Below are 23979 nucleotides of genomic sequence, written 5' to 3' on the forward strand. Positions count from 1 at the left end.
CGGAGGGGCAGGCGCTGGGTTTCATTGCACGAATCGCAAAAGGGGGAATTTCCGTGCCTTCAGGTCTGGTCGCGCTGCTCGACGATATTTCGGTGATCGCCAAGGCGGCTTCCGCCTCGATCGATGACGTTGCGGTCGCCGCAGGGCGCGCGGGCACCAAGACCGCGGGCGTGGTGATCGACGATGCGGCGGTGACGCCGAGCTACGTCACCGGGCTTTCGCCTGCGCGCGAGCTGCCGATCATCTGGAAGATCACCCAGGGCAGCCTCAAGAACAAGCTGGTCTTCCTGCTGCCCGGCGCATTGCTGCTGTCCGAATTCCTGCCCGCTGCCATCACCTACCTCTTGATCGTGGGCGGGGCCTTCCTGTGTTACGAAGGCGCGGAGAAGGTGATGGAAAAGCTCGGTTTCGCCAAGCATGGCGAGACGCTGGAGGACGAGATCACCGATCCGGTCGCCTTCGAGAATGAGCGCGTGGGCGGGGCGATCCGCACCGATTTCATTCTCTCGGCCGAAATCATGGCGATCGCGCTCGCCGAGGTCGCCGACGAGAGCCTCGTGATGCGGGCTGCGGTGCTGGCGCTGGTGGCGGTGGCGGTGACGGTCGCGGTCTATGGCGCGGTCGGGCTGATCGTGAAGCTCGACGATATCGGGCTCCATCTGACGAAGAAGGCGAGCACGGGCGCGCAAGGTTTCGGGCGATTCCTGCTGCGTTTCGTCCCCAAGCTGCTGACTGCGCTGTCGCTGATCGGCACGGCGGCGATGCTGTGGGTCGGCGGGCATATCGTGGTCGATTCCTTGCACAAGCTGGGCCTCGACTGGTTCTACGGCCCGATCCACGCCGCCGAACACGCGGTCCATGAGGTGGCGGGCGGCGTGCCCGGGTGGCTGACCGCGACCACGCTGTCGGCGATCTTCGGCCTGATCCTCGGCAGCATCATCGCCTTCACCTTACACAAAGTGCTGGGTGTGGGCGCGGACAAGGCGCATTAGGGCGCCAGATATGACCACACCTGTCCTTTACACCTGCGCCCGGTCGCGGGGCCTGCGCGCAACCTGGGCGGCGGAGGAAGTGGGCGTCGGGATCGACCTTCGCGTCCTGCCCTTCCCGCCGCGCTATCTCGCGCCCGAGTTTATGGGGATCAACCCGCTTGGCACGGTGCCGATGCTGGTCGATGGCCAGACGCAGCTGACCGAGAGCTGCGCCATCGCCCACTACCTCGCCACGCGCGGCGGCCATACCGACCTCGCCATCGCGCCCGGTGAGCGCGATTACGGCGAATATTCCGATTACACCTACCACGCCGATGCGACGATCACCTTCCCGCAGACGGTCTACATGCGCTTCTGCCTGTTCGAAAAGGACAAGGGATTGGAGGAGGCAGGACACGCCTATGCCAAGTGGTTCCACAAGCGCCTCGTCAAGATCGAGCAGCGTCTTGCGACCCGCCAATACCTGTGCGCCGACCGCTTCACCGTTGCCGACATCTGCGTCGGCTACGCGCTGATCCTCGCCCAGAGCGTGGGGCTCGACGAGGGCGTGCCCGAAAGCCTCAAGGCCTATCGCCAGCGCCTGACCGCGCGCCCGGCCTATATCCGCGCCCTTGCACGCGAGGAGGAGGGCCGCAAGGCGTTGGAGACTGCGCGCGCCTAGGCCGCGCGGCGGGTTTCGGCCGCCCATTCGGCGGCGGCGCTGTCGAGCCGGAAATCTGCGACCAGGTCCGAGAGGCCCTGCGCCTGGCGGGTGAGCCCGCTCGCCGCCGCGGTCGCTTCCTCGACCATCGCGGCGTTCTGCTGGGTCATGCGGTCCATTTCGCGCGCGGCCGTGCTGACCTGCTGGAGGCTGTCGGCCTGCACCGCCGAGGCCTGGGCGATGCGCGCGATATGTTCGCTGGTGCGCGCGACATGGGTGAGGATCGCATCGAAGGCCTCGCCCGTGCGCCCGACCAGTTCGACCCCGCGCTCGACATGGCCGGCACTCGCGGTGATCAGCGTGGTGATCTCGCTCGCCGCCTCGGCCGAGCGCTGGGCGAGGGCGCGCACCTCGTTGGCGACCACCGCAAATCCCTTGCCGGATTCGCCCGCGCGCGCTGCCTCGACCCCGGCATTGAGGGCGAGCAGGTTGGTCTGGAAGGCGATCCCTTCGATGAGGGTGATGATCTGCGAGACTTCCTGCGAGGACTGCTCGATCGAGGTCATTGTCGCCATCGCGTCGCGCACCACCGCGCCGCCCGTGACGACCTCGGACTGCGCCTCGCCGACGGTCTTTTCCGCGTCGCGGGCGCTGCTGGCGGTGCCCTGGACGCCGCTCGCGATCTCGCCCATCGCGCTGGTGGTCTGCTCGACCCTTGCGGCCTGCAATTCGTTGCGCTTGGCAAGGTCATCGGAGGCAGCGTGGATCTCTCCCGCACCCAGGGTCACGCCGTCGGCGGCGCTCACCACCTTGCGGATCACCCCCGCCAGTTCCTGCGCGGTGCGGTTGAAGTTTTCGCGCAGGGCTTCGTATTCCGCCGCGAACGGGCTCTCGATCCGGCAGGTGAGATCGCGTGCGGCAAGCGCCTTGAGCCCGGCGGCAAGCGCCCCCACCACCATGTGCTGCTGCGCATCGGCCTGCTGCTTGGACAGGGCGGCGGCGCGGAACACCTCGGCCGCGCGGGCGATGTCGCCGATCTCGTCGCGGGTTTCGACCTCGGGGACGGGGGCCGCAAAGTCGCCTGCTGCCAGCGTCCCGAGCCGCTCCGCGAGAAGTGACAGGCGGGCCACGATCATGCGGCGCACCATCACCAGCGTCCACGCCAGCACCGCCAGCGAAAGCAGCGCGAAGAACACCAGCACGATCCAGCTGCTCGATTGCGCAGCGTCATTCTCCGCGGCGAGCAGCTCCTCGAAGACGAGGCCGATCGCCTCCATCGATTCCTCGAGCGTATCGAACTTGGTGTTGAATTCGGGGAACAGCGCCTCGGCGCGCGCGCGATCCACGGCGGCGGCCTCGACCATCTTCTTCGCGATGGCGAGATAGGCCTCGACATCGGCGTCGGTCTTGGCGAGCAGCGCGGTCATCTTGGCCTGTTCGGCCGCGGCTGCATCCTTGCGGTTCTCGGCCATGATCTGGCGGTAGTTGGCGGAATATTCGGCAAGGTCCTTGCGCGCCGACGCGATCTGCGCGGGGTTGCCGCTGGATGCGCCATAGAGCCCGGCATAGACCGCGCCGCGCACCGCATCATGCATCATGTCGCCGACCATGTGGTTGCGCAGCATCCCTACCAGCCGCTCGCCGGCGGCATCGCTCTGCACGCGGGCGTGATCGCGCCATGCCGTCGCGGCGGTCTGCACCAGCGTAAGGCCGAGCAGCACGGCAGCAAGGATGAGAGCACGGGTTTTGATCGTCATGCGGTGCGCTTTCGGGAGAGGGACGAGGGCGGGATCAACGATTGATGCCGGCAGCAAGGATGAAGCGCAGCCCGACAATCACCGCGTCGCGCGCGCCCGGGGTCTGGTCGGAGCTGCGGACATACTGGCTGTCGAGCTGGAGGGTCAGCCACGGGGCGATGCGGTCGGCAAGGGTGATCTCGAAGCCGGTCTCGGTAGCCCTGCGCCCGATGCCCATATCGGCCTCGTTGCGGCGGAATTTGCCGGTGAGGAAGGCCTGGTTGGCGCCGATGGAGAGCCGGCTTTCGGGGCGCCCGGCGAACAGGCCATTGACCAGCACGCCCGCCTGCCAGCCGCCCGAATAGGGCGTGGTGTTCCCGTCCGAAATCCCGGCGCGCAGGAACAGGCTGGCCGCTGGCGTATCCGGTTCGCTCGCTTGCGCCGAGGTGCCGACGGGCACTTCGAGGAGGAGGTATGCGCCCGCCGCGCGCTGGCGCAGCGGCGCTCCAGAAGGATCAAGCACGCGCAGATCGTCCTGGCGGCGGGTATAGGTCCATGCGCCAAGCGCCAGCTTGCCGAAGCGGGTGAGCCCCGCCTCGCCGATCACCAGCGCACCTTCGCGCAGGATCGCCGGGATGCCGCCCGCATCGCCCAGCACGCCGCTTTCGGCGTTCACCACCGCGAGGCTGGCATAGGTTTCGGGCCAGGGTTCGGCATGCGCCATCAGCGTGAGCGCGGTCGAGGGGAAGATCGCAGGTCCGTTCGGCCCGGTCGCGGCGAGTTCCGAACCGATCCCGAAGGCGGGCGCGATCAGCAGGCCGGCCGCGTCATTGCTGTAGAATTCGGCATTGAGATCGATGAACCCGGCCGCCACCCGGACCGGCACGTCGGCGAATTCCTTGGCGAGATAGAACTGGTAGAGCTTGACGCGGTTCTTTGCGACTTCGGCATTGTCGATCCCCTGGAGCGTGTCCGCCAGCATGTTGGGCTCGCGCCCGGTGCCCGCGATCACCTCGCCGACCAGCCGGGTTCCGCCCCACCCGGCCGCCTCGTCCAGATCGAGCGTCGCGGTGAGGGTGAGCAGATCGACATGCCGCACCCCGGTGCTTGCGCCTTGTGCAACCCCGACGAGGTCGACCACATACTCGCCCTCGAGCGTGATGACAGGCGCCGTGTCTTCGCCGGCCACGTCTTCGGCGTACAGGCCGGCCGGCAGGGTGCCGGCTGCCAGCAGGAGCGCAAGACGCAGGAGCGCCCGATTGCGTTTCGCATTGGCTGGTCTGGTCCGCATGGCCTTGCCCTCGCTGCAAGACCGGGCGGGGCGCGATGGCGCCCGGATGGCGCGGTCTTGTCAAGGATGCAGATATTGCAAGACGGTCTAAGGCGCTGTGAGCCGCGCCCCTCGGGACGCTGCCTAGGGGGTTTCCGCAGGGGACGGCGGTGGAATCAGGCGGCCTGGTCGGGGCTCACGGGGCGGGCGGAAAGCTCGCGGCGCAAGAGCTTGCCGATCGGATCGCGCGGCAGCTGGTCGACGAATTCGATGTAGCGCGGGCGCTTGTAGCCGGCGATCTGGTCCTTGAAGCGGCGCGCGATTTCCTCGCGCGTCAGGCTGTGGCCGGGCTTCAGCACCACGAAGGCCTTGACCGCCTCGCCCCATTGCCGGTCGGGCACCCCGCAGCAGCCGGCATCGGCGACTTCGGGCATGGCGGCGAAGACCGCGTCAACCTCGGCCGGGTAGACATTCTCGCCGCCGGTCTTGATCAATTCCTTGGCCCGGCCGAGCAAATAGCCGCGCCCGCGCGCGTCCATGGTGCCAAGGTCGCCGGTGCGCAGCCAGCCGTGGCCGAGCGCGGCCTCGCTGGCCTCCCGGTTGCGCCAGTAGCCGAGCATCACCGAAGGGCCGCGCAAGGCGATCTCGCCTTCTTCGCCGGTGGACAGGTGGTTGCCCTCGGGATCGAGCACCGTCATCGTCACATGCGGCAGCGTCCAGCCGATCGAGCGCGGGGCTTCGAGCATGTCCGGGTAGTCGATAAAGGTCGCAAAGCCGCAAATCTCGGTCTGGCCATAGCCGCCGACGACGCGCGCATCCCACTCGCGCTCGATGAACTCGTACATCTGCGGACGGCCCATGCCCGCCCCGCCGGTATAGCTGGTGAGCGGCATCCGGCCATCGCGGACCGGCTCCATCGCGGCCCACGGGAAGCTGATGGTCGGGAAGGCGCTGGTGGTGGTGCAGCCCTCGCGGTGGAGCAGCTCGAGGATCGCCGCGCTGTCATCGTCGCGGCCTGCGAACACCGACGTGCCCCCGCAGGCGAGCATCGCGGCGAATTGCTGCATGCCCACCACATGGAACAGCGGATTGACCGAGAGCAGCACCGCGTCGGCGCCAAAGCCCCGGTGCTGGGCAAAGCCGAGCGCGGAGGCAGCGACCGCGCTTCCCGCTTGCAGGCAGCCCTTGGGCCGGCCGGTCGTGCCGCTCGTGTACATCATGTAGAGCGGCCGGTTGGGCGCAAGGCCGAGGCCGAGGTCGTATGCGTGAGGCACGGGGCCGTGCGGGGTGGTCGCGGCAGTCTCGAAGAGGCCGTCGGGGCGGTGCGCCTCGTCCACCACGTGCACCTCGCCAGCCCCGGCGCCATCAATGAGCGCGGCAAAGCGCGGGTTGACGAAGGTCAACGCCGGCTCGGCATTGCCGCAGATCCAGGCGAGTTCGGCCGGAGCAAGCCGCCAGTTGAGCAGCACCGCGATGGCCCCGATCCTGCCGCAGGCGAGGAGGATCGTCACGAAGGGCGCGCCGTCGGTCAGCAGCAACGCGATCCGGTCGCCGGGCGCGATTCCGCGGGCGAGCATCCAGCGCGCCAGATTGGTGACGCGGGCATCGAGCTCGGCCCAGGTCAGGCGCTGGACGCCGTCGACACTCGCCAGCCGGTGGGCATGGCGCTGCGCGCAATTGGCCAGTAGCGTATCGAGCGAGAGGTCGCGGGGGTGCATGGGCGCGAGGCTATCCTTACCGGACCGCCTCGGCCATCAGCGATTTTGCGAAGGGGCCGGCGCGGCGCAATCGTGGCCGCAGCGCGTGCAGATGCGGTTGGGCCATGGCACCACGACAGGTCCCCGGAAGAACAGGTTCTTGCCGCAAGCCGGGCAGTTGAAGCGCAGCATCGGGGCATTGGCGATGATCAGCATGATGATCGCCGCGGCAAAGGCAAGGGTCGAGTGGCCGAAGAGCCGGTCGGCGGCCGCCACCGTCAGCACCGCGAGCGCCAGCACGCCCAGCATCCGCCACGCGTGGCGCGCTGCGCGGGCGTAAGGCGTCAGGGAAGGCGGGCGAGGATCGATTGCGCGAACTCCGTCAGCGTGTCGTCGCGCGCGCCCATGACCGCGATCCTGTCCCCTGCGCGGGCGAGTGCCGCGATGCGGTCCGCGCAGTCGGCGCGCAAGGAGATGTGTTCGGCATGCCCGCCGGCAGCGTTGATCAGCGCGACGATCCTCTCGCTCCCGACGCTGCGATCGACCGTGCCGCCGAAATAGACCGGGTCGCACATTATCGTGATGTCATCCAGCCCCAGCTCGCGCGCGAAGGTGCGGGCGAGTTCTTCGCCCATCTGGCGCAAGGGGCCGTAGCCGTGGGGCTGGAAGAAGGCGATCACCCGTCCGGGCGTCGCCTTGAGCGTGCGCAAGGTGGCGGCGCACTTTTCAGGATTGTGGCCGAAATCGTCGATGAGGCTGATCCCGCCCGGCGAGGTGCCGATCACGTCGAAACGCCGCGCGAGCCCTGCAAAACTGCGCAGCGCATAGACCGCGTGGCCCACCGTGATCCCCGCCGCGCTCGCCGCCGCAATCGCCGCGAGCGCGTTCGAGAGATTGTGCAGCCCCGGCATCGGCAGGATCAGCGGGAAGACCTCGCGCCGCCGGTTGTCGACCACCGCCGCGCGGATGCCGAGCTCGCTCATGTCGATCGAATCCGCCTCGACGCTGATGTCTGCGCTCTTGGCGCGCAGGCCGAAGGTCACCTTGGCATCGGCGCGCGGGAGGAGGTAGCCGGCCTCCTGGCTATCGAGATTGATCACCGCCGTCCCGCTCTTGCCGACGAAATTGCCGAACAGGACGCGAAGCTCCTCGATGCTCTTGTGATCGAGGCTGACATTGAGCAGCACGCCGACAGTCGGGCGGTAGAGCGCGATCGACCCGTCGCTTTCGTCGACCTCGCTCACGAACACGCCCGCGCTGCCGATGCGGGCGGAGGCGAAGGGGTTGGCGGGAGAGACGAAATTCTTCATTACCGCGCCGTTCATCACCGTGGGATCGTGCCCCGCCTCGGCAAGAATCCAGGCGATCATGCCGGTGACGGTCGACTTGCCCGACGTGCCGCCGACCGCGATCGAGAAATCGGCGGCGTTGAACAGCTGCGAGAGCAATTCGGCGCGGCTCAGGCGCGCGCAGCCAAGTTCCCTCGCGCGGGCGACTTCGGGGACGGTGTCCTCGATCGCGGCCGATGCGACCAGGATTTGCTCTGCCGAGGTTACCCCGCTGCCGTCCTGCGGGAACAGCGCAAAGCCGTTCGCTTCCATCCAGGCGAATTTCTCGGGGCTGCGGCCCTGGTCGCGGCTGCGGTCCGAGCCGGCCACACGGTGGCCGAGCCCATCCGCGATCTGCGCGAGCGGCAGCATCCCGGACCCGCCGATGCCGCAGAAGAACAGCGGCCGCCCGGTGAGCGAGCCCGTGGTGACCCCGTTATCCATATGCGGCTTGGTTATTGGCTTGCGTGCCCCCTGACAAGCGCCATAGGCTGCGCGTCATGACGAATATCGCCATTTGTGCCCCGGCCACGCCGATCACCCGCGAGCAGAGCGATGCGCTCGAGGCGCTGGTGGCGGCCGAGTTCCCGGGGCACCGCGTCACCTTCCACGACCAGTGCTTCGAGCGGGCGGGGCATTTCGCCGGTGACGACTTGCGCAGGCTTTCCGCGCTGCTCGAATTCGCCAATGATCCCGCCTTCGATGTCGTGTGGTTTGCCAAGGGCGGCTATGGCTCGAACCGGATCGCCGAGGCCGCCGTCGCGCAGATGAACCGGGTGGCGCGGACCAAGACCTATATCGGCTTTTCGGACGCCGGATACCTCCTCGCTGCGCTTTACCGCGAGCGCATCGGGCAGAGCGTCCACGGCCACATGCCGGTGAGCGCGCGTTCGGAAGGGGGCAGGGAGGCGATCCGCCGCGTGCTGCGCTGGCTGGAGGGCGATACCAGCGGGCTCGAACCCAGCCTCGACGGGACGACTCCAGCGGCCGCCTTCAATCTCATCACCCTCGCCATGATCGCCGGCACGCCGATGATGCCCGACCTCACCGGCCATGTGCTGATGGTCGAGGAAGTGGCCGAACACATGTATTCGATCGACCGGTTGTTCTTCCATCTTGCCGGAACCCTGCCGCGGCTTGCTGGCGTGAGGCTCGGTTATGTCACCGATGTGCCGGAAAACTACGTCGAATTCGGCCAGAGCGAGGAAGACATCGCGCGCTTCTGGTGCGACCGGGCGGGGGTGCCCTACCTTGGCCGGGCCGAGATCGGCCATACCTCTGCCAACAGGGTTGTGCCCTTCGGCCTTGCCAGCCCGCCCGCGCGGACGTAACGGCGCCCGCCAAAACACAGCAAGGCGGGATTGCACATGCGCGCGTTCATCTTTCCGGGGCAGGGTAGCCAGAAGGTCGGCATGGGAGTGGACCTTGCCGCCGCCAGCGAGGCCGCCCGCGACGTGTTCGGCGAAGTCGACGAGGCGCTGCGGCAGAACCTTTTTGCCCTGATGCGCGAAGGCCCCGAGGACCGCCTCACCCTCACCGAGAACGCCCAGCCCGCGATCATGGCCAATGCCATCGCCACCCTGCGCGTGCTGGAGCGCGATTTCGGCGTCAAGCTGCTCGAGACCGCGAATTGCGTTGCGGGTCATTCGCTCGGCGAATACACCGCGCTTGCCGCCATCGGCGCGTTCAGCCTGACCAACACCGCGCGCCTTCTGAAGCTGCGCGGATGGGCGATGCAGGCCGCGGTGCCGGTGGGCGAGGGGACGATGGCGGTGCTGCTGGGCGCCGACATCGAGCAGGCCAAGGCGCTCGCCGAAGCCGCAGCGCAAGGAGAGGTCTGCGAGGTCGCCAACGACAACGACCCCTCGCAGGTCGTGATCTCGGGCCACACTGCCGCGATCGAGCGGGCAGTGGCGCTCACCAAGGAGCACGGGATCAAGCGCGGCATGATCCTCAATGTCTCGGCCCCCTTCCACTCCTCGCTGATGGCGCCCGCAGCCGAGAAGATGGCCCACGCGCTCGCCGCAACCCCGCCGGGTGCGCTGGCGCTGCCGCTTTACGCCAACGTCACCGCAGCCCCCGTCACCGACCCCGATGAGGCACGCGCGCTGCTGATCGAGCAGGTCACCGGCCGCGTGCGCTGGCGCGAAAGCGTGCTTGCAATGCGGGCCGATGGGGTAGATCACTTCGTCGAACTCGGCGGCAAGGTCGTCGGCCCTATGGTCAGCCGCACCGACAAGGAGGCACAGGTGACGAGCCTTGTGACCTTGGCCGACCTAGAAGGGTTTGCGAAGGAGATCGCGTGATGCGTGGATTGCCGTCACTTGTGGGCGCTGCCCTCTTGGTCTGCTCGCCCGCTACGGCCGGCGAGATTGCCGAGCTGGGCTGTATGCAAAACAGCTATTCAGCATCCGAGAAAGGCCAGCTCGATAGCCTGATGGCCGAATACCAGAGCGGCGGGCCGAACCGATCCGAAGCGTTCAATGCGATATTTGAGCTTGTAAGCAAAGGCCTCGAAATCTGCACCGCACAGCACGAATGGACTGACCGGGAAAGCACCTCGGCCCTCAGCTATGAATCTGATCGGCTGGCATTGAACGGCCTCCTGCGGCAGGGCATGCTCGATCCCGGCGTTACCGCGAAGGTCGATACAGCTCTCGCCGTGGGCAACCGCACTGACTTGTGGGACGCGGTCGCTTACCAGGGATTGGCCGGCCATACCGGCGCCGAGATCGACAGGTTCGTCGCCGAGCTCGGCTTTGCGAGCGATACGGCAAAGGCCCAACAGGTAAGAAACTACCTCAAAATCTTGTCTGGGCTGCGCGCCAGCACGCGCACTTTCACGATGCGGTAATCTGGAGCAGGACGCGATGTTTTCACTCAACGGCATGAACGCCCTCGTCACTGGCGCGAGCGGCGGGATCGGCTCGGCGATCGCCCACGCGCTCGCCGCGCAGGGTGCGCGTCTGGCGCTGTCAGGATCGAACGCGGCCAAGCTGCGCGCCTTCCGCGACGAGCTCAACGACACCTATGCCCACGAGCATGACGGCCATGTCGAGATCACCTGCGATCTCGGCAACCAGACGCAGGTCGAGGAGCTGATCCCGGCCATGCTCGACACGCTCGGCAGCGTCGACATCCTCGTCAACAATGCCGGCATCACCCGCGACAATCTGGGGATGCGGATGAAGGACGAGGAATGGGACCAGGTGATCCGCATCAACCTCGAAGCCGCCTTCCGCCTGATGCGCGCGAGCGCCAAGCCGATGATGAAGGCGCGCTTCGGGCGCATCGTCAACATCACCAGCGTGGTGGGCGCGACCGGCAATCCGGGACAGATGAACTATTGCGCCGCCAAGGCGGGCCTCACCGGCATGACCAAGGCCTTCGCGCAGGAAGTGGCCTCGCGCGGGATCACGGCGAACTGCGTCGCGCCCGGCTTCATCCGCACCGCGATGACCGCCGCGCTCGATGACAAGCAGCAGGCCGCGATCAACGCCCGCATCCCGATGGGCCGGATGGGCGAGGGCAGCGAGATCGGCGCCGCAGTCGCCTTCCTCGCCTCGCGCGAGGCGGCCTATGTGACGGGCGAGACGCTGCATGTGAACGGCGGGATGGCGATGCTCTGAGCGGCCGCGAGTCCCCTCGCGCGCCCCTTATCCCCAACGTAAGTGCCCCTCGCAATTCCGCCTGCTTGCCCGTATTCTCGCCTGCGCTAAGGTTTTCCGGAGATTCCGGCGCTTGGGGGCGATTCCTCTCCCCCCTTGCAAGACACGTAGACCGATAGGGACAAGCGATGAAGGCCACGATCGAACGCGCGACGCTGCTGCGGTGCCTTTCCCATGTTCAATCCGTGGTGGAGCGCCGCAACACCATCCCGATCCTTTCCAACGTCCTGATCGACGCGAGCGACGGCGGGAGCGTGCGGGTGATGGCGACCGACCTCGATCTTCAGGTGGTCGAGACGATGAGCGCCTCCTCGGTCGACCAGCCCGGCGCGATCACCGTGTCGGCGCACCTCCTGTTCGACATTGCCCGGAAGCTGCCCGAGGGCAGCCAGGTCAGCCTCACCACCAGCGATAACCGCCTGGAAATCAAGGCGGGCCGTTCCAACTTCAAGCTGCCGACCCTGCCGCGTGACGATTTTCCCGTGATCGTCGAGGGCGATCTGCCGACCAGCTTCGAGGTCCCGGCGCGCCTGCTTGCCGAACTGATCGACCGCACCCGCTTTGCGATCTCGACCGAAGAAACGCGCTACTACCTCAACGGCATCTTCCTCCACGTGACCGACGAGGACGAGCCCCTGCTCAAGGCCGCCGCGACCGACGGCCACCGCCTCGCCCGCTTCACCATTCCCCGCCCCGAGGGCGCGGCCGGAATGCCCGACGTGATCGTGCCGCGCAAGGCCGTGGGCGAATTGCGCAAGCTCCTCGAAGAGGCGCTGGACGGCAGTGTCCTCATCGACCTCTCGGCCAGCAAGATCCGCTTCACGATGGGCGGCGAGGGCGGGGTGGTGCTGACCTCCAAGCTGATCGACGGGACCTTCCCCGATTACAGCCGGGTCATTCCGACCGCCAATGACAAGCTCCTGAAGGTCGATCCCAAGCTGTTCTTCTCGGGCGTCGACCGCGTCGCGACGATCGCCACCGAGAAGACCCGCGCGGTCAAGATCGGGCTCGATAACGACCGCGTGACGCTTTCGGTCACCTCGCCCGACAACGGCACCGCCGCCGAGGAGCTGATGGCCGACTACAAGTCCGAGGGGCTGGAGATCGGGTTCAACGCCAACTACCTCAAGGATATCCTTGGCCAGATCGACAGCGAGACGGTGGAACTCCACCTTGCCGATGCCGGCGCGCCGACGCTGATCCGCGAGAACGAGAAGGCCCGCGCGCTCTATGTGCTGATGCCGATGCGGGTGTGATCCGCGCCCGCGAAGGAGGGGAGAAGCGATGAACGCCGCCCAAGTCCACGTGCGCAAATCCGCGCTCACCGATGCCGTGCTGGCCGAGGTGCCGCTCGCCCCGCTTGGCGACGGCGAGGTGCGGCTCGGGATCGAGAGCTTCTCGGTCACCGCCAATAACGTGACCTATGCCGTGGTCGGTGACGGGTTCAAATACTGGGATTTCTTCCCCGCGCCCGATCCCGCGCTTGGCATCCTGCCGATGTGGGGCCATGCGCGGGTGATCGAGAGCCACCATCCCGATATTGCCGTGGGCGAGCGGGTCTATGGCTATCTGCCGATGGCAAGCCACCTCGATGTGCTGCCAGGGCGGGTCAGCGCGGGGGGCTTCATGGACATGGCCGCGCACCGCCAGCCGATGAGCCCGGTCTACAACAGCTACACGCGCCTCGCCGCCGACCCCGAGCATGATCCGGCGCGCGAGGCCGAGCGCATGATCTTCGGCCCGCTGTTCCGCACCGGCTTCCTGATCGAATACTTCCTGCGCGGGCAGGACTGGTTCGGCGCGGAGCAGCTGATCGTCACCAGCGCCTCCTCCAAGACCGCGATGGGGCTCGCTAGCGCCGCGCGGCAATCCTCGCCGGGCATCAAGCGCATCGGGCTGACCTCGAAGGGCAATGTCGCCTTCGTCGAGGCGAGCGGGCTGTATGATGCGGTCGTCGCCTATGACGATCTGGCGAGCCTTGCCACCGCGCCCTCGGTGAGCGTCGATTTCGCCGGCAACGCCGATCTGCTTGCCCGCATCCACCACCATTTCGGCGATGCGCTCACCCAATCGGTGCTGGTCGGCGCGACCCATATCGAGGCGCGCTCGGTGTTCGGCAAAAACGAGCCGCTGCCCGGCCCCAAGCCGCAGCTGTTCTTTGCCCCCGACCACGCGGTCGCCTTCTTCAAGGCGCACGGGGCCGAGGAAGGCGGCAAGCTGGTCGCCGCGGCCTGGCGCGAATTCCTGCGGGCCGCCGAGGGCAGCATCGCGATCGAACGCCACGCAGGTCTCGACGCTGCGCGCGCGGTGTTTACGAGGATGGTCGCAGGCCAGATCGACCCGGCCAAGGGGATCGTGATCGAACCCTAGGCCGGGAGGCGGCGGATTACTCCGCCGCCTCGGCCAGTTCGACGCGCTGCGGCCCGCGGATCAGCCCGCCGGGGGTTGCGCCCGTCCATTGCCCATCGCGGAACGTGACGACGCCGCTCTTGATCGTGGCAACATAACCGTCCGCCTTCTGGAGCAGCCGCTTGCCGCCTGCCGGAAGGTCGAAGGCGAGCCACGGCTTGCCCAGCTTCAGCGCTCCCATGTCGATCACGTTGAGGTCTGCCAGATAGCCGGGCTCGATCACCCCGCGATCCTCGAGGCCATAGAGCCGCGCCGTATCGCGGCACTGGCGCTTGATCGCCTGTTCGAGCGTGATTGTCGCGCCGCGCTTGCGGCTCTTGACCCAGTGTTCGAGCATGAAGGTCGGCGAAGCCGCATCGCAGATCGTCCCGCAATGCGCGCCGCCATCGGACAGCGAATTCACCGTGTCGTCGGCGTGCTGGAGCGGGTGGAGGAAATCGAGGTTGCCGTCGGCATAGTTGAGGATCGGCAGGTAGATGAACCCCGTCCCCTCGCCCTTGCACAGCAGGTCGTAGGCATATTCCTGCGGGGCCACCCCGGCAGCGAGCGCACGGGCGTTGATGCTGGCATCGGCGGCTGGCTCGTAGTCGAAATCGGGGTCCATTTCATATTGCAGGCTCCAGCCCATGCTGATCGCCATCACCACCCCGCCGATGTCCTTGGGCGCGTCGGTGTAGTCGTTGGGCTCGGCGAGCATCCGGGCCTTGAAGGCGGGATCGAGCAGCTTTGCGCGCTGCTCCTCCCATGGCAGATCGGCGATGGCCATCCAGCTCGGGCGGAAGCGGAAGGGGTGGACGGTGCCCTGCCAGGCCATGACGATCCCGTTGCCGCGCAGCGCGATCTGGGCGACAATGTTTGCGCCATTGTCGTTCTGGGCGCGCATTTCGGCGATCTGCTCGTCCAGGGGCAGTTCCTTGGCGATCGATTGCAGCGCGGCGAAGGTGACGGGGATGCCGGCCTCGCGGCTGAGTTGCCCCATCCAGCCGAACTCGTCCCATTCACGCTTCAGGTCGCTGGCGATCTCGAACACCGCATGGCCGCCTGCCGCCTTGGCGCGGCCCATCGCGCGGCCGATGGCGATCAGTTCTTCGGGCGTCGCGGTGGTGCCGGGGACGAGCTCGCCATCGACCGACTTGTGCAGGACGGTGCGCGAGGTCGAGAAACCCAGCGCGCCCGCACGCACGCCTTCCTCGACGATCCGGCTCATCTCGGCGATGTCGTCAGCCGTCGGCACCGCGCCGGGCTGTTCGCGGTCCCCCAGCACATAGGCGCGCACCGCACCGTGAGGCACGTGGGTGCCGATATCGACCGTCCTCGGCAGTTTCTCCAGAGCGTCGAGATATTCCGGAAAAGTCTCCCAATCCCAGGTGATCCCCTCGGCAAGAGCGGTGCCGGGGATATCCTCGACCCCCTCCATCAGGCTGATGAGCCACTCGTGACGGTCGGGGCGCGCGGGTGCGAAGCCGACCCCGCAATTGCCCATCACGACCGTGGTGACGCCGTGCCAGCTTGAAGGGGCCATCTCCTGATCCCAGGTGGCCTGCCCGTCATAATGGGTGTGGATGTCGACGAAACCGGGCGCGACGATCTTGCCCGCAGCATCGATCTCCTCAGCCGCGCTCCCCGCAACACGGCCCACCATCGCGATCAGCCCGTCCTTTACCGCGACATCGCCTGTAAAGGCGGGCCTTCCGGTCCCGTCGACGATCGTGCCGCCGCGGATAATGAGGTCGTATTGCGCCATGTTCTCTCTCCCGTTTGCGGGGGAGGATGTCGCAATCCGGGCGAGGTGTCCAGTGCGGCCTAGGCGGCTGCGCGCCCGGCTTCCTTGTCAGTCTCCGGCGCGTCCAGAAACTCCCGGATCGCCGCGACGCTCTTGTCCGCATGGGTGAGCAGGAACAGGTGCCCGCCGCCTTCGAAGGTGATCAGCCGCGAATTGGGGATCATCGCGGCCAGGATCTTGCCGTTGATGAGGGGCACGATCTGGTCCTCGTCACCCATCATGATCAGGGTTTCCTTGCCCATGAAGGGCAGCGCAGGGAGGCTCGTCCAGCCCAGCATGCACATCAGCTGGTAGACGTAGCCGCGCGGAGAGGGGGGCTTCAGGCGGCTGATGTGGCTCGCCTTGTGATCCTCGCCCGCGCTCTCGACCATGCCGCCGTAGAGCGTCTTGAAATGCTTCGCCATGAACTCGGGGTCCACATAGCGGCGCGGATCGGCCATCTTGGTAAATGCGGCGGGGTTGCCCGGCACCATCAGCATCCCGGGGGTGGTGGCGATGAGGGTCAGGCGGCGGGTGCGCCCGGGGTGCTGCAATGCGAAGTGCTGCGCCATCGCGCCGCCCCACGAAACACCCATCACGTCGACCTGTTCCAGGCCGAACTTGTCGAGCAGCTGCGCGGCTGTCCAGCTCATGGTGAAGGGGTTGTAGGGGATCAGCGGATCGGGCGATTCGCCGACGCCGGGCATGTCGAACATGATGAAGCCGCGCTCGGGCAGGGCGGCCGCCAGCGGTGCCACCGCCTCGATGTTCGCGCCGATGCCGTTGAAGAACAGAACCGGCAGATGGTCGGAAGGCATATCGAGCCGCCAGGCCGCAGTGCGTAGCGTCCGGCCGCCCACTTGCTCCATCGAGACGACCGCGTCGTCCATGGGATTGGTCACGTATCCACGTCCTTTTTGCGCTCCCGCGAGGGGCTTTCATGCCCCCCGAAAGGAGGGCGGGTTGGGCGCGCACGCCGATCCCATAGCGCGCGCGCCCACAAGCTTTGCGCCCTCGCTCCGTCACCGGAACGCCCCTGGCGCGAATTGCCCTGTATCAGACTTCTTCGACGACGTAGAGTCCCGGCGCGGCTTCCATCGGCGCATAGGTATCATTGCCCAGCAACGCGGGCGCGGCCTTCTTCTTGCCCGAGCGCTTCTGCACCCACTCCATCCACAGTGGCCACCAGCTGCCCGCGACCTCCTCGGTCGCTTGCAGCCAATCGTCGGCGGTCGCCGGGAGCTTGCCCTTCTTGGCTTGCACGAAATACTTCGCCTTGGGGTTGCCCGGCGGGTTGAGGATCGCCTGCATGTGGCCGCTCTGCGAGAGCACGTAGGTCACGTCCTTCGATCCGAACAGCTGGGTCGAACGGTAGGTTGCCTTCCACGGGGTGATGTGATCGGTGACCCCGCCGAGAATGAACAGATCGGCGGTCACCTTCGACAGGTCAACCTTGTGCCCGGCCATCTCGACCTCGCCCTGCCTGGTGAAGGCGAGGGTTTCGAACAGAGTGAGGAAATCGCCCATCAGGCTGGAGGACAGGTTGGTCGCGTCCGCGTTCCAGAACAAGACGTCGAAGGCCGGCGGGTCCTGGCCAAGCAGGTAGTTGTTGATGACGTAGTTCCAGATGAGGTCATTGGGGCGCAGCCAGGCAAAACCGCGCGCGAGGTCGTCGGCCTTGATGATCCCGGCCTTCATCGCGCGCTGGCGGGCGAGCTGCATGCCGTTCTCGCTCACCAGCGATCCGGCCTCGATATCGGTCGGCTTGGGGTGGAGCACGCAGACCATCAGCGTCAGCGAGCCGAGGATCGGGTTGCCGGTGGCGGCAAGCTTGGAGGCGAGCACCGATGCGGTCTGCCCGCCCGAGCATCCGGCCGAGACGTTGACCTTCTTGGAGCCGGTGATCGCCGAGACCACCTCCAGCGCCTTCTCGCAGGCCGCAATATATTCGGCCATGCCCCAGCGGCCCTGTTCCTTGGTCGGATTGCGCCACGAGATGACGAAGGTCTGGACGCCGTTGTCGACCTGCCACTTGATCACCGACTTGTCGGGCGAGAGGTCGTTGATGTACATCTTGTTGATCTGCGGCGGCACCGTAAGCTGAGGTATTTCATAGACGTCCTCGGTCGTCGGCGCATATTGCAGCAGTTCCATGATCTCGTCGCGGTAGACGACGTTGCCCTTCGAGGTGGCGATGTTCTTGCCGATCTTGAAGGGCCGCTTGTCGACCTGGCTGACCATCCCCTTGTTGTGGACGATGTCGTTATAGGCGTTCTGGAGGCCCTTGATGAGGCTGAGGCCGCCCGAATTGATCACCTGTTTCTGCGCGGTCGGGTTGCCGGCCAGCGAATTGGTGGGGGCAAGGCCATCGAGGATGATGTTGGCGATGAAGTTCGCGCGGTTCCTTTCCAGCTCGTCGAGTTCGAGCTCCTCCAGCCAGTTCTTCATGCCCTTCTGCACGGCGAGGTAATATTGCGCGCCGGCGCGGAAAAAGGGGTTGTACTGCCACGCCGGGTCCATGAACCGCTTGTCCTTGGGATCGGGGGCGAGATCGCTCTTGCCGGTCATGATCTTGACCATGTCCTGCGCCATCGCGGTGGAGTGGCGCATGAAGCGCGAGGGATCGGACGCCGTCTCGCGCAGCAGCAGCGCGACCGCGCTCACGAAATCCTCGCGCGCCACACCGATCAGCGGTCCCAGCGCGTTGGTGGACTGGGCGGCTTCGTTCTCGAGCTTCACTTTTGCCATGAAATCCCCTCTTGTCAGACCTTTGCGCCAGCCGCTTTGCGCGGCTTTGGGTTAACGCGGTCCTCCGGAAAAAGAATGGAGGCAAGCCTCCCAAGTTGCAAGCATGAGCAAGGGAGTGCCGCCGGATCGCCCGCGCGGTTTGGTTCAAGAATTAGGGGAGACGATTAACGATTTTCTAGGCCATCGTGGGGCATGGCATTCCAATGGCGGGGGAACCTATCCGGAAATTTGCATCGACCAGCCCTGCCAAGTTCGTGCCGATTGCCGAGGATGCGGGCCTGATCGACCGCATCGGCCAGTGGGCGCTGCGCCGCGCCTGCGCCGACCTTGCCCGCTGGCCGCGCTCGATCCGCTGCGCGGTCAACGTCTCGGCGCTGCAATTCGCCAACCCCGATCTGCCCACCATCGTCGCCAGCGCGCTTGCCCACAGCGGGGTTGCGCCCTCGCGGCTCGAGCTGGAAATCACCGAAAGCGTGTTCCTGAACGACAGCCAGGGCACCGATGCGATGTTCAAGGCATTGAAGCGCGTCGGCGTGCGCCTTGCGCTCGACGATTTCGGCACCGGATATTCCTCGCTCGGCTATCTGAAGAAGGCGCCCTTCGACAAGATCAAGATTGACCGCAGCTTTGTGCAAGGGGCGACCGAAGAGGGCAGCCGCAACGGCGCGATCATCGCCTCGATCACCCGCAACCGTGTCTCGCCCTATGCGCTGGCCGCAGTCGGTGCCCCGCTGGCCCCGCTCGCCCCGGGCAAGTTCCTGAGCATGGCGAAAGGCGGCCCGAATGCCGGTGTCGTCCCCAAGTTCGGCTATTCGCGCAGCCCCCGCAGCGAACCGGTCTGAACCCCGCAAGGCAGTTGCGTTTTTGGCGAATGACAAGGGCGTGACCGGGCGCTACATCGCCCGGCGATGACCGACCTCTCCCACATCCGCAACTTCTCCATCATCGCTCACATCGACCATGGCAAGTCGACCCTGGCTGACCGGCTGATTCAGTTCACCGGAGGCCTCTCAGCGCGCGAAATGTCCGAGCAAGTCCTTGACAACATGGACATCGAAAAGGAACGCGGCATCACCATCAAGGCGCAGACCGTGCGCCTCACCTACACCGCGAAAAACGGCGAGACCTATCAGCTCAACCTGATGGATACCCCCGGCCACGTCGACTTCGCCTACGAGGTTTCGCGCAGCCTTGCCGCCTGCGAGGGCGCGCTGCTGGTCGTTGACGCAGCCCAGGGTGTCGAGGCCCAGACGCTGGCCAACGTCTACCAGTCGATCGAGCATGATCACGAGATCGTCCCCGTCATCAACAAGATCGACCTCCCCGCCGCCGAGCCCGACAAGGTCCGCGCCGAGATAGAGGACATCATCGGCCTCGACGCCTCCGAGGCGGTGCTCGCCTCCGCCAAATCGGGGATCGGCATCGAGGAAGTGCTCGAAGCTGTCGTCGCCAAGATCCCGGCCCCCAAGGGCCAGATCGATGCGCCGCTGACCGCCAGTCTCGTGGACTCGTGGTACGACCCCTATCTTGGCGTCGTCATCCTTGTGCGCGTGATCGACGGCAAGCTCACCAAGGGGCTCAACATCCGCTTCATGCAGGGCGGAACGCAACACCTCGTCGACCGCGTCGGCTGCTTCACCCCCAAGCGCACCGACCTTGCCGAATTGGGCCCGGGCGAGATCGGCTTCATCACCGCGCAGATCAAGGAGGTCGAACAGGCCCGCGTCGGCGACACCATCACCACGGTCAAGGGCGGGGCGAGCGAGGCGCTGCCGGGCTACAAGGAAGTCCAGCCGGTCGTCTTCTGCGGCCTCTTCCCGGTCGATGCCGCCGATTTCGAGAAGCTGCGCGAGTCCATCGCCAAGCTGCGCCTTAACGACGCCTCTTTTTCCTTCGAGATGGAGTCCTCGGCCGCATTGGGCTTCGGCTTCCGCTGCGGCTTCCTCGGCCTGTTGCACCTCGAGATCATCCAGGAGCGCCTTAGCCGCGAATACGACCTCGACCTCATCACCACCGCGCCCAGCGTCGTCTACCGCATCCACCTCGGCCATTCGAAGACCGAGGACGCCAAGACCATCGACATCCACAACCCCGCCGACTGGCCCGACACCAATCGCATCGAATCGATCGAGGAGCCGTGGATCAAGGCGGTGATCTACACCCCTGACGAGTACCTCGGCGCGATCCTCAAGCTGTGCCAGGACCGCCGCGGCATCCAGACCGAACTGACCTACGTCGGCGGCCGCGCGCAGGTCAGCTACGAGCTGCCCTTGAACGAGGTGGTCTTCGACTTCTACGACCGCCTCAAGTCGATCAGCCGCGGCTACGCCTCCTTCGACTACGAACAGATCGGCACCCGCGAGGGCGACCTTGTGAAGATGAACATCCTCGTCAACAACGAGGCCGTAGACGCCCTCAGCCTGATCGTCCACCGCGCCAATGCCGAGGAACGCGGCCGCGGCATGTGCGAGCGGCTAAAGGACCTCATCCCCCGCCACCTGTTCAAAATCCCGATCCAGGCGGCGATTGGCGGCAAGGTGATCGCCCGCGAAACCATCGCCGCCCTGCGCAAGGACGTGACCGCCAAGTGCTATGGCGGCGACATCACCCGCAAGAAGAAGCTGCTCGAGAAGCAGAAAAAGGGGAAGGCGCGGATGAGGGAATATGGCAACGTCAGTATTCCTCAGGAGGCTTTCATTGCGGCGCTGAGGATGGGGGAAGAGTGAAGCCGAGCGCCTAGCGCAGACGGTCGCAACGCGGCCCGCATGCTAGAAGCGAAAGGCTGTAACTCCGGCCGGCGGGTGGCCGCAGGCCCACCCGTTCGGAAGCGACGCTGGGCGAAGCCGACCCGCCGGCCGGGTTTTCGCCTCAGTCACGCAAGTCTTGCGACTTGCGCACAGGGCTCAGCCTTCACTTGGCGTTCAGGGCTGCTCTCGTTATACGGCTGGCCATGTCGATGAAGCTCCCCACCCGTATCGCGCAGGCTGCGCTCGCTGCTTTCACTTTTGCTGGTCTCTCGGCCTGCGCCGGGGGCGGGGGGGAGAAGGACGTCGCCTATGTCGCGCGCGATGTCGAATCGCTTTATGCCGAGGCGCAGCGGCGGCTCGACCGGGGCAACACGCTTCAGGCCGCGGCGCTGTTTGACGAGGTGGAGCGCCAGCATCCCTATTCGCCCTGGGCCCGCCGCGCGCAGCTGATGAGCGCCTTCAGTTATTACATCGCGCGCGATTACAACAAGGCGATCACCAATGCGCAGCGGTTCCTGTCGATCCACCCGGGCAACAAGGACGCGCCTTATGCCTACTATCTGATCGCGCTCAGCTATTACGAGCAGATCAGCGACGTGAACCGCGACCAGAAGATCACCGAGCAGGCGCAGACCGCGCTGCGCGAGGTCAACCGGCGCTTCCCGCAGAGCGAATATGCCGCCGATGCGCGCCTCAAGCTCGATCTGGTTGCCGATCACCTTGCGGGCAAGGAGATGGAGATCGGCCGCCACTACCAGCGCATGGGCCTGTGGCTCGCCGCCGACATGCGGTTCCGCAACGTGGTCGAAAAGTTCGACACCACCAGCCACACCCCCGAAGCGCTCTACCGCCTCACCGAAAGCAGCCTTGCCTTGGGCGTGCCGGTCGAGGCGGTGAAATATGCCGCGGTGCTGGGCGCCAACTACCCGGGCAGCGAGTGGTACGAGCGCGCCTTCAAGCTGGTCAACAAGAACGCCGAGGGTGTGACAGCGTCCTAGTTTTGCGAACCCGCCTCCGCGGGTTCGTCCACGGCGAGCTTCAGACCCTGCGGGCCTGATCGCCTGCGGCTCGGCAGCGTGGCCTCGCGGCTGCTGTGCAGCCGGTTCAGCGAAACCCGCTCACCTTCGCCTGACTATGGCGCATCGCTCCGGCTATGGCGATATCGGCACCTCGCCGCTCTATGCGCTGAAGGAGAGCTTCGTCGGTCCGCACCCGCTCGCCGTCGACCGGCTGCATGTGTTCGGCGTGCTGAGCCTCATCTTCTGGTCGCTGATGCTGATCGTCACGGTCAAATATGTGGCCGTAGCGATGCGCGCCGACAACCGCGGCGAGGGCGGCTCCTTCGCGCTGCTGGCACTGATCTCGCGCCATGTCGAGGGCGCGCGGGTGAGCGCTGTGCTGGTGGTGCTCGGCGTGCTCGCCGCCTCGCTGTTCTATGGCGATGCAATGCTCACCCCGGCGATATCGGTGCTTTCGGCGGTCGAGGGGCTGACCATCGTCAACCCTGCGCTGGAGGCGCTGGTGCTGCCGATTGCGGTGGTGATCCTGATCGGCCTGTTCCTGATCCAGAGCCGCGGCACGGCCAAGGTGGGCGCGCTGTTCGGGCCCGTCGTGCTGGTCTATTTCGCCGTGCTGGCGGTGCTCGGCATCGTCAATATCGCCGCCAATCCCGCGATCCTCGGCATCCTCAACCCCTGGCATGCGGCGGCGTTCTTCGCCCACGATCCGCACACCGCTTTCCTTGCGATGGGATCGGTGTTCCTTGCGGTGACGGGGGCCGAGACGCTCTATGCCGATATGGGCCATTTCGGGCGGCGCGCGGTGGCGTTCAGTTGGCTGGGCCTTGCCTACCCTTGCCTGATGCTCAACTACATGGGGCAGGGCGCGCTGCTGCTGTCCCACCCGGAGGCGGCGGAAAACCCCTTCTACCTGATGGCTCCCGAATGGGCGCGCCTGCCGCTGGTGCTGATCGCGACCGCGGCGACGGTGATCGCCAGCCAGGCGGTGATTTCGGGCGCCTTCTCGGTCACGCACCAGGCGGTGCAACTGGGCTTCCTGCCGCGCCTGCGCACGCTTCAGACGAGCGCCAGGGCGGCCGGGCAGATCTACATCCCGGCGATCAACTGGGGCCTGTTGGTGATGGTGCTGCTGCTGGTGCTCGGCTTCGGGGAATCGACCCGGCTTGCATCGGCCTATGGCATCTCGGTGATTGGCACGATGCTGATCACCACGATGATGCTCGCCTTCCTCGTCTTCAGGGTGTGGCGCTGGAACAGGTTGCTGGCGGGGGCCACCATCGGCCTGTTCGCAATCGTGGACGTGATCTATTTCGCCTCGAACATCGCCAAGATCCCCGATGGCGGGTGGTTCCCGCTGGCGGTGGCGGGCGTGCTGTTCACGCTGCTCACCACCTGGTCCAAGGGCCGGCGGATCATGCGCGAGCGGATGGGCGAGGGCGATCTGGCGCTCGGGGACTTCATCGCCTCGGTCGGCACTTCGGTCCACCGGGTGCGCAACACCGCGGTCTATCTGTCCGCGGCCGAGCACGGGGTGCCCAGCGCGCTGCTCCACAACCTCAAGCACAACCAGGTGCTGCATGCCCGGGTGCTGATCGTGACCGTGAAGGTGGAAGAGGTGCCGCAGATTGAGCCCGCCACCCGCACCGCCGTCCATGACGAGGGCAATGGCTTCTGGCGGGTGATCATCCGTTACGGCTTCATGGAGGAGATCGACATCCCCCGCGATCTGGCGCTGCTGGAGACCGCGTGCGGCCCCTTCGATCCGATGGCGACAAGCTATTTCCTCGGCCGCCAGAAGCTCATCCCCTCGGCCGATCACCCCGGCATGGCGCGCTGGCGCGAGGGGCTGTTCGCGTGGATGTCGAAAGCCTCGGAAAGCGCGATGGAAAGCTTCAAGCTCCCCACCAACCGCGTGGTCGAACTGGGCAGCCAGTTGCAGATCTGACCGCGCGCGCAGAACGCG

General features: G+C 66.3%; 19 protein-coding genes and 1 pseudogene. 12 read left to right on the plus strand and 8 right to left on the minus strand.

Annotated elements, in window-relative coordinates:
* The first annotated feature begins 53 nt into the window (after positions 1–53).
* Positions 54–992 (plus strand): DUF808 domain-containing protein, encoded by a 939-nt coding sequence (locus tag D620_RS0109300; RefSeq protein WP_017665525.1) that lies wholly within the window; start codon positions 54–56, stop codon positions 990–992.
* Positions 993–1002: 10 nt separating this feature from the next.
* Positions 1003–1653, plus strand: a complete 651-nt coding sequence (locus D620_RS0109305; protein ID WP_017665526.1) for a glutathione S-transferase family protein — start codon at positions 1003–1005, stop codon at positions 1651–1653.
* Here the strand turns inward: D620_RS0109305 and D620_RS15075 are convergent.
* The 5 genes from D620_RS15075 to D620_RS0109330 form a co-directional block, all read right to left on the minus strand.
* The gene (locus tag D620_RS15075; protein WP_017665527.1) at positions 1650–3389 is read right to left on the minus strand and encodes a methyl-accepting chemotaxis protein; all 1740 of its coding nucleotides are present in this window, start codon (positions 3387–3389) and stop codon (positions 1650–1652) included. The genes D620_RS0109305 and D620_RS15075 overlap by 4 nt on opposite strands.
* 34 nt (positions 3390–3423) lie before the next feature.
* On the minus strand, positions 3424–4659 hold the full coding sequence (locus D620_RS0109315; RefSeq protein ID WP_017665528.1) for a carbohydrate porin: 1236 nt from the start codon (positions 4657–4659) through the stop codon (positions 3424–3426).
* Positions 4660–4814: 155 nt separating this feature from the next.
* A complete protein-coding gene (locus D620_RS0109320; protein ID WP_017665529.1) occupies positions 4815–6356 on the minus strand; it encodes a class I adenylate-forming enzyme family protein in 1542 nt (513 codons plus the stop codon).
* Positions 6357–6392: 36 nt separating this feature from the next.
* Entirely contained in the window at positions 6393–6644 is a 252-nt protein-coding gene (locus tag D620_RS0109325; protein ID WP_017665530.1) for a hypothetical protein, read from the minus strand.
* Between the two features lie 35 nt (positions 6645–6679).
* A complete protein-coding gene (locus D620_RS0109330; protein WP_017665531.1) occupies positions 6680–8107 on the minus strand; it encodes a glutamate ligase domain-containing protein in 1428 nt (475 codons plus the stop codon).
* A 56-nt stretch (positions 8108–8163) separates the two neighbouring features.
* Between D620_RS0109330 and D620_RS0109335 the strand changes: the two genes are divergently transcribed.
* From D620_RS0109335 to D620_RS0109360, 6 genes are all read left to right on the plus strand, one after another.
* The gene (locus D620_RS0109335) at positions 8164–8994 is read left to right on the plus strand and encodes an LD-carboxypeptidase (protein WP_017665532.1); all 831 of its coding nucleotides are present in this window, start codon (positions 8164–8166) and stop codon (positions 8992–8994) included.
* A gap of 36 nt (positions 8995–9030) precedes the next feature.
* Positions 9031–9969, plus strand: a complete 939-nt coding sequence (gene fabD / locus D620_RS0109340; protein WP_017665533.1) for an ACP S-malonyltransferase — start codon at positions 9031–9033, stop codon at positions 9967–9969.
* A complete protein-coding gene (locus D620_RS0109345; protein WP_017665534.1) occupies positions 9969–10517 on the plus strand; it encodes a hypothetical protein in 549 nt (182 codons plus the stop codon). Before fabD ends, D620_RS0109345 begins: the two co-directional genes overlap by 1 nt.
* A 16-nt stretch (positions 10518–10533) precedes the next feature.
* Positions 10534–11292: a 3-oxoacyl-[acyl-carrier-protein] reductase gene (gene fabG, locus D620_RS0109350; RefSeq protein WP_017665535.1), complete on the plus strand. Its 759-nt coding sequence runs from the start codon at positions 10534–10536 to the stop codon at positions 11290–11292.
* Between the two features lie 167 nt (positions 11293–11459).
* The gene (gene dnaN, locus D620_RS0109355; protein WP_017665536.1) at positions 11460–12587 is read left to right on the plus strand and encodes a DNA polymerase III subunit beta; all 1128 of its coding nucleotides are present in this window, start codon (positions 11460–11462) and stop codon (positions 12585–12587) included.
* A 28-nt stretch (positions 12588–12615) separates the two neighbouring features.
* A complete protein-coding gene (locus D620_RS0109360; RefSeq protein WP_017665537.1) occupies positions 12616–13701 on the plus strand; it encodes a DUF2855 family protein in 1086 nt (361 codons plus the stop codon).
* A 16-nt stretch (positions 13702–13717) separates the two neighbouring features.
* Here the strand turns inward: D620_RS0109360 and D620_RS0109365 are convergent, their stop codons facing one another.
* The 3 genes from D620_RS0109365 to D620_RS0109375 form a co-directional block, all read right to left on the minus strand.
* Positions 13718–15484: an N-acyl-D-amino-acid deacylase family protein gene (locus D620_RS0109365; protein ID WP_017665538.1), complete on the minus strand. Its 1767-nt coding sequence runs from the start codon at positions 15482–15484 to the stop codon at positions 13718–13720.
* A gap of 59 nt (positions 15485–15543) precedes the next feature.
* Positions 15544–16404: an alpha/beta fold hydrolase gene (locus D620_RS0109370; protein ID WP_233992043.1), complete on the minus strand. Its 861-nt coding sequence runs from the start codon at positions 16402–16404 to the stop codon at positions 15544–15546.
* Positions 16405–16558: 154 nt separating this feature from the next.
* Positions 16559–18250 (minus strand): PHA/PHB synthase family protein, encoded by a 1692-nt coding sequence (locus D620_RS0109375; RefSeq protein ID WP_026092089.1) that lies wholly within the window; start codon positions 18248–18250, stop codon positions 16559–16561.
* Positions 18251–18489: 239 nt separating this feature from the next.
* On the opposite strand from D620_RS0109375, the pseudogene D620_RS0109380 reads away from it, so the two are divergent.
* The 4 genes and pseudogenes from D620_RS0109380 to D620_RS0109395 form a co-directional block, all read left to right on the plus strand.
* A pseudogene (locus D620_RS0109380) lies at positions 18490–18933 on the plus strand (EAL domain-containing protein); the annotation flags it as partial.
* Between the two features lie 225 nt (positions 18934–19158).
* Positions 19159–20976, plus strand: a complete 1818-nt coding sequence (lepA, locus tag D620_RS0109385; protein WP_017665542.1) for a translation elongation factor 4 — start codon at positions 19159–19161, stop codon at positions 20974–20976.
* Between the two features lie 224 nt (positions 20977–21200).
* The gene (locus tag D620_RS0109390; protein WP_017665543.1) at positions 21201–21995 is read left to right on the plus strand and encodes an outer membrane protein assembly factor BamD; all 795 of its coding nucleotides are present in this window, start codon (positions 21201–21203) and stop codon (positions 21993–21995) included.
* Positions 21996–22131: 136 nt separating this feature from the next.
* Entirely contained in the window at positions 22132–23961 is a 1830-nt protein-coding gene (locus D620_RS0109395) for a potassium transporter Kup (protein WP_017665544.1), read from the plus strand.
* Positions 23962–23979 lie beyond the last annotated feature (18 nt).

The sequence above is a fragment of the Porphyrobacter sp. AAP82 genome, from assembly GCF_000331285.1.
Classification (GTDB): domain Bacteria; phylum Pseudomonadota; class Alphaproteobacteria; order Sphingomonadales; family Sphingomonadaceae; genus Erythrobacter.